The following is a 6,928-nucleotide window of genomic DNA, read 5'->3' as shown; positions in this document are numbered from 1 at the left end:
CGACGTGGCCGGCATGTTCACCGCCAATCCGCGCCAGGTGCCCGGTGCGCGCCTGTTGCAGAAACTGGATTACGAAGAAGCCCAGGAAATCGCTTCCACCGGCGCCAAGGTGCTGCATCCGCGCTGCCTGTCGCCGCTACGCGAACCACGCGTGCCGATGCTGATCAAGGACACCAACCGCCCCGAGCTGGAAGGCACCGTGATCGGTCCGGAAGTGCGCGAACACGCGCCCAGCGTCAAGGCGATCAGCGCACGCAAAGGGCTGACGCTGGTGTCGATGGAATCGGTGGGCATGTGGCAGCAGGTCGGCTTCCTGGCCGACGTGTTCGCGCAATTCAAGCAGCACGGCTTGTCGGTGGACTTGATCAGTTCGGCGGAAACCAACGTCACCGTATCGCTGGACCCCACCGAAAACCTGCTCGATTCCGATGCCGTGGCGGCACTCGCCAGCGATCTGGCGAAAGTGTGCCGCGTCAAAGTGATCGCGCCATGTGCGGCCATCACCATGGTCGGCCGCGGCATGCGCTCGATGCTGCACACCTTGTCCGGCGTGCTGGCGGAATTCGGCCAGTTGCGCGTGCACCTGATCTCGCAATCGTCCAACAACCTCAACCTTACCTTCGTGGTGGACGAGAGCGTGGTCGACGAGCTGGTGCCGCGCCTACACGAGATGCTGATCGCCGCCGGTGCCTTGCGCACCGATGACAACGCCTTGTTCGGGCCAAGCTGGCAGACCTTGTATGGCAGCGGCGAAACCGTGACGCCGGCAGATGCCTGGTGGCGCAGCGAATGCCGCGATCAACTGCTGGCGCTGGGCGCCGAAGCCACGCCGCGCTACGTGTATCACCTGCCGACTGTGCGCAAACAGGCGCGCGAATTGAAAACCCTCACGGCCGTGGATCGCCTGCATTACGCGGTGAAGGCCAATACGCATCCAGCCATCCTGCGTGCGATTGCCGAAGAAGGTTTTGGTTTCGAATGCGTGTCACCCGGTGAACTGAAGGCCGTCATGGCTGCCGTGCCTGAATCTGCGCCGTTGCTGTTCACGCCCAACTTCGCGCCGCGCGAGGATTACGCGTGGACCTTCAGCACACGTGCCACCGTATCGCTGGATTCGCTTTATCCGCTTGAGCACTGGGGCGATGTTTTCCGCGGCCGCGAAATCGTGCTGCGCATCGATCTTGGCCGGGGCCTGGGTCATCACGAGAAAGTGCGCACCGGTGGCAGCGGCAGCAAGTTCGGCCTGCCGGTGGACCAGCTCGACGCCTTCCTGCGCCTGGCCGATACCCATCGCGTGACGGTGCGCGGCCTGCATGCGCACCTGGGCTCCGGCATCCTCGACGTCAAGCACTGGAGCGAGGTGTACAGCCAGCTGGCCAGCATCGCCGAGCGCATCGGCAGCGTGGGCTTTCTTGATATCGGCGGCGGCCTTGGCGTGCCGTCGCATCCGGGCGAGGCGCGGCTGGACATCGCCGCACTGGAAGAGACGCTGCGCAAGGTCAAGGCAGCCTATCCGCACTATCAATTGTGGATGGAGCCGGGCCGCTACCTGGTCGCCGATGCGGGCGTGCTGATCACCCGCGTCACCCAGCAGAAAGGCAAGGGCTCCTGGCGCTACCTCGGCGTGGACACCGGCATGAACAGCCTGATCCGCCCGGCGCTGTATGACGCCTGGCACGAGATCGTCAACCTCACCCGCCTGGGCGAGCCGACCACCGCGCTCTACCAAGTCGTCGGCCCGATCTGCGAAAGCGGCGACGTGATCGGCTCCGACCGCCACCTACCGGAAGCGCAGGAGGGCGACGTGGTGCTGATTGCCCAGGCAGGTGCCTACGGCAAAGTCATGTCCTCGCCTTACAATCTGCGGAATGAGGCGGAAGAGATCATCATCGAGTAGCGGCTGGAAGCCGCCGCTCCCTTTCCTTTGAGGGAGGTGAAATGATCTGCCTCAAGGCCGTCATTCCCGCGAAAGCGGGAATCCACGTTGCTCTGATACAAAAGCGAAAGATGGATCCCCGCTTTCGCGGGGATGACGGCCATACGGAGCGATACGCATCGTGAAAGACCCGAAACAGAGCCGGAGTTTTCTGAGTGACCCAACCGATCCAACCCCGCCTGACCCAGGTCTTCCGCTTCGTCCGCTGCAGCTATGCCGACGGCGTGGCCGAGCTGGCCTATGCCTTCGACCACGGCGAGGAACTGATCGAACGCGTGCGCTTCCCCGCGCCGCCGGCATTGACACCCGAGCGCAAGCACGCCTTCAACGCCGCACTAAAGTTGCTGCACCTGATCGCCGGCATCAGCTATTACAAAGCCGGTGTGCCGCCGAAAATCGACGTGGCCGATGGCCCGCTCGACGATGCCACCGCCCATCTGCTTGATGACCTGTACCTGCACGGCCTGGCTGAATTTGCCTATCGCAACGGGCTCGACCTGCGCGGACGCATTGCTTTCCCGCGCTCCGGCGAGCCGGGCAAAGTGCAAGCGGCCGCGCTGCATCTGCCCAAGCGCACGCTCGTACCTATCGGTGGCGGCAAGGATTCGCTGGTCGCCGTGGAAGCGATCAAGCAGACCGGCGGCGAAGCCACTGCGGTATGGGTAGGCAATTCCCCGCTGATTGCAGCATGCGCCGAACGCACGGGTCTGCCGACGCTCAACATACAGCGCGAGCTCGCACCGGCATTGTTCGAGCTCAATCGCCTGGGTGCCTGGAACGGCCACATCCCGGTGACGGCGGTGAATTCGGCCATCCTCGCCGTTGCCGCCGTGCTCTACGGCTTCGACAGCATCGCCTTCGCCAACGAGCGCTCCGCCTCGGTGGCCACACTGGAATACGACGGCCAGCAGGTCAATCACCAATGGAGCAAGGGTTACGCCTTCGAGAATCTGCTCAGCGACTGGCTGCATACCCACGTTGCCGCCGATCTCGATTACTGCTCGTTGTTGCGCCCGTACTCCGAACTCGCCATCACGCGTGCGTTTGCCAGGCACACGGCGTATTTCGACGTCTTCTCCAGTTGCAACCGCAACTTCAAGATTCTCGGCCCCAAGCCAGCCGACCGCTGGTGCGGCCAATGCCCGAAATGCCATTTCGTGTTCCTGGCGCTGGCCCCATTCCTGCCGAAGCCGCGCCTGCTTGCCATCTTCGGACGCAATCTGCTCGACGACGAATCGCAGGCAGCAGGTTTCGATGCATTGCTTGAGTACCACGACCACAAACCGTTCGAATGCGTGGGCGAGGGTGCCGAAGCGCGTGCAGCGATGTATGCGTTGAGCCAACGGCCGGAATGGCAGGAAGATGCACTCATCGCGCGCTTCCGCAGCGAAATCCTGCCACAGCTCGATGTAACGCAGCTGGCGCTGGAGCCCTGGTTGCAACCAGGGGGTGAGCATCGCGTGCCGTTGCGCTTGCAAGCAGCGCTTGCGAGCATCGAACAGCCAGTTCCCTCTCCCCTCCGGGGAGAGGGCTAGGGTGAGGGGCCGCTCTTGCGAAGCTCCTGACATGCGCATCGCTGGCCTTGCGGCAAAGCGCGTAGCAATCTGGGGTTTCGGCCGCGAAGGCCGCGCCGCGATCCAAGCCCTGCGCAAACGCCTGCCCGAATTGCCGCTGGCCCTCTATTGCAGCGAGTCGGAAGCCGAGGAGGCACAAGCGTTCGACGCGGCACTACGCATTTATCCCCATGAGCCGGATGCGGTGGCGCTCAGCGCCTACGACATTGTCATCAAATCGCCAGGCATTTCAGCCTACAAACCCGCCATCATCACCGCGCAAGCGCAGGGCACGCGTTTCACGTCAGGCACCGCGCTGTGGTTTGCGGAGAACCCGCAGGCGCGCGTCGTGGCGGTCACGGGCACCAAGGGCAAGAGCACCACTACCGCATTGATCGCGCATCTTGCGCGCGCACAAGGCGTGCGCACGGCGTTGGCCGGCAATATCGGCTTGCCTTTGCTGGAACTGCTGGATCAGCAGGCCGACCTATGGGCCATTGAACTATCCAGCTTCCAGACCGGCGAAGCAGGGGCGCTGGAGTTGGGCGTCATCACCAGCCTGTACGAGGAGCACCTCGACTGGCACGGCTCGCGCGAACGCTACGTCGCCGACAAGTTGAAATTGGTCGATCAGGCCAATCGGCTGTTGGTGAATGCACAGCAGCCAGTGTTGTTGGAGAAGACGGCGCATCACCCGCATCGCTCGCTGTTCGGCCAAACGGAAGGTTGGCATGTGGCGGAAGATGCTATTTATCGCGGCGAGCAGCGCGTATTCCCGCTGCAGCGCATGTCGGTTCCCGGCCTGCACAACGCACTGAATGCTTGCGCAGCACTCGCGGCGCTGGAAGCGATGGGGATCGACGCGATTGCCGCTGCGCAAGGACTAGCTTCTTTCCGCCCATTGCCGCATCGCTTGCAGCCATTGGGCGAACGCGATGGCCTGCACTGGATCAACGATTCCATCAGCACCACGCCGTTGGCAACGCTCGCCGCTTTGGAAAGCCTGCGCGATCGCGAAGTAACGGTTATCGTCGGCGGACACGATCGCGGCCTGGACTGGGCCCCCTTCGTCGAAGGCGTTAAATCGCGCAAGGCGCTGCGCATCGTGGCACAGGGCGCCAACGGCCCGCGCATTGCCGCTGCCTTGCGCGCCGCGAGGTTGGAAATACCATTGGGCGACGTCGATCACCTGGCGGACGCTATCGACATGGCCCGCACCATTACTCCCGAAGGCGGCACCGTACTGCTGTCCCCGGGTGCGCCAAGTTTCGATCAATTTCATGATTACGCTGAGCGTGGACGATGCTTTGTTGCGTTGGCTGGTTTTGATGAGCAGGTCATTGTGGGTATTGAAGGGTTAGGCATTGCCTGAGCACTGCATTTAACAGCGGTGTGTATCGCGCCTCCGATCAATCCGCCGCAATGGCGTAAAGAACAACCTCCGCACGCTGGACGAAGCCCACCGCGCGCAAGTCGTCCCCGGGTGCTGGGTGATCCACCCATCTGCTGCACGAACTGCCCACTTTGCGCGAACCACTGCTGCGCCAACTCAATGCTGACTGCCCGAGTACGCGCAAGTCTCGGTGAAACAGCTTCATCGACCGCCTGGCGACCGGCGACACCGCGCACCTGCTGCGCGAGCTGCCATTGGCTGCCGGCACGACGCAAACGCCGCTCAAGGCGATGGCCTGGGGCGAGCATCAGCCAGTGGCGCGCCCGGATGCGATGAGCTTGCAGAAGCCCACATTGCACTGACGCAGCGGCGTCATCGGGTTGCCGAACTCGCGTGAGCCTCTGCCGACAGACGGGCGAGGCCGGCAACTTTATGCTGATGGCATAGCTGTCAAGTCATCGGCCCCTTCAAGGAGCAAGGCATGCGCTTTCTCAGGTGCTTTCGAATGCATCTGCAACCTCGCTATTTTTGTTTCGCCGTTGCCGTATTTTGGCTCGTGCTGGCTGGCTGCAGTGAACCTACGTCCGCGCAGCTGTCGCATTACGGTGTGGAAAATTTCTTTGTCGATCCCAAGGCGCAGGCATTGGCGGTAGCCGCGGAGTACGGCGATGCGCAGGCAGTGCATCGTTTGATGAAAGACGAAGGGGTGAATCCGGATGCCGTCTTCAGCAAGGAAGGCATGCCGCTGTTGGCGTGGCCGATCTTTACGCACAACCCCAAGGGGTTGAAGGCGATGCTGGAGAACGGAGCTGATCCGAATATTAAACAGGCTTATCGGACGCCGGATAGAGGCATGCGCTACCACGGTAACGCCATGGTGTGGGCGGCGAAACAGGAAGACTCCATCTACCTCAAATTGTTGTTGGACCAGGGCGGTGATCCCGATACGCGTAATGCGAATAACGAGACATTGTTGTTCCAGGCATTTATCTGGCACAACCAATGGCAGAACGTGCAATTGCTGGTAGAGCGTGGGGCGGACGTGAACGCCCTTGCTGGCACGGGGGCCGGCATCCTTCAGGTTTACGCAGAATGGGCGGCCTTCGACAAAGTCTATTGGCTCCTAGAGCATGGCGCCGACCCCAGTATCGACTACATGATTAATCAACCAACGCCACGCCGCTCCCGCACCATCGAAGCCATCTTCTGGTCCCCGGTAAAACCGAAGGGTCTGGCGTGGCAGGCAAGATGCCAGCAATGGTTGCTGCAACACGGATACAAGCGCCCGGCCATGCCAGACGTCTATCGCGACATGCGCAAGGACTTTGGCCTGCCCAGCGAAGAAAAAGATATTCCCTTGCCGTAATCCCATCCATCACGGAGCGATGTCATGCCTGAATTTCAAAACGAACAAGCCTTGCTGCAACAACTGCGCAACAATGGCGATCCTGCTTCTGCGCGAAGAGCGGATGAGTTGCAACGGCTCTATCACGCTCGTCAGATGGCGCTGCTGAGCGCGGATATTTATCCCGCTGCGAAAGGTGAAGGCGCACCACCGTCGGGCTGGATGCGTGTCAGCGAGCATCCAGATTTGGTGCGGCGATTCGCGTCGCAACTCCAACTGAGTGATGAGCAGTTTCTGGATCTTCTAAAGCCGCAGGAATCTGGCTTCCGCGCCGAAATCTACCTGCCCGATCCTGCAGTACTGGGTCCAGGCTATAACCCCACGACGGTGTTCAAAGGCTCTACCGGTGAGGTGTTGACCTCCAACGGTTTGCGCGATACCTCTAAGGAGGACTTCCTCGCCAACAACTTCCCGCAATCGATCGGTATGGAAACCGACTATTACAATCGCGCCATGCGCCTTGCCTGGCAATTGCGGACCAACGGCTTGCACGTCGAAAACACCGGTCACAGCCTCGGCGGTGGCTTGGCTTCTGCTGCTTCCGCCATCAGCGGCGCCCCGGCCACCACTTTCAACGCCGCGGGCCTGCACCCGCTCACAGCCAAACGCTTCGCCGAACAAAACGGCTTGCCTACGTACGA

At 61.8% G+C, this 6,928-nt stretch carries 4 protein-coding genes and 1 pseudogene; all 5 read left to right on the top strand.

Annotation, left to right across the window (positions count from 1 at the left end; all coding sequences use genetic code 11):
- The coding region (locus V7M64_RS21925; protein ID WP_333682259.1) for a bifunctional aspartate kinase/diaminopimelate decarboxylase at positions 1 to 1,897 on the top strand (1,897 nt) is incomplete at its 5' end.
- A gap of 194 nt (positions 1,898 to 2,091) precedes the next feature.
- Positions 2,092 to 3,471, top strand: a complete 1,380-nt coding sequence (gene murL, locus V7M64_RS21920) for a UDP-N-acetyl-alpha-D-muramoyl-L-alanyl-L-glutamate epimerase (RefSeq protein ID WP_333682258.1) — start codon at positions 2,092 to 2,094, stop codon at positions 3,469 to 3,471.
- Between the two features lie 31 nt (positions 3,472 to 3,502).
- Positions 3,503 to 4,861: a UDP-N-acetylmuramoyl-L-alanine--D-glutamate ligase gene (gene murD / locus V7M64_RS21915; RefSeq protein WP_333682257.1), complete on the top strand. Its 1,359-nt coding sequence runs from the start codon at positions 3,503 to 3,505 to the stop codon at positions 4,859 to 4,861.
- Positions 4,862 to 5,489: 628 nt separating this feature from the next.
- Positions 5,490 to 6,248 (top strand): ankyrin repeat domain-containing protein, encoded by a 759-nt coding sequence (locus V7M64_RS21910; protein WP_333682256.1) that lies wholly within the window; start codon positions 5,490 to 5,492, stop codon positions 6,246 to 6,248.
- Between the two features lie 51 nt (positions 6,249 to 6,299).
- Positions 6,300 to 6,928, top strand: a pseudogene (locus V7M64_RS21905) (phospholipase); the annotation flags it as partial.

It is taken from the genome of Dyella sp. (assembly GCF_036746095.1).
GTDB lineage: Bacteria > Pseudomonadota > Gammaproteobacteria > Xanthomonadales > Rhodanobacteraceae > Dyella_B.
This window is presented reverse-complemented; position numbering and strand designations above follow the sequence as displayed.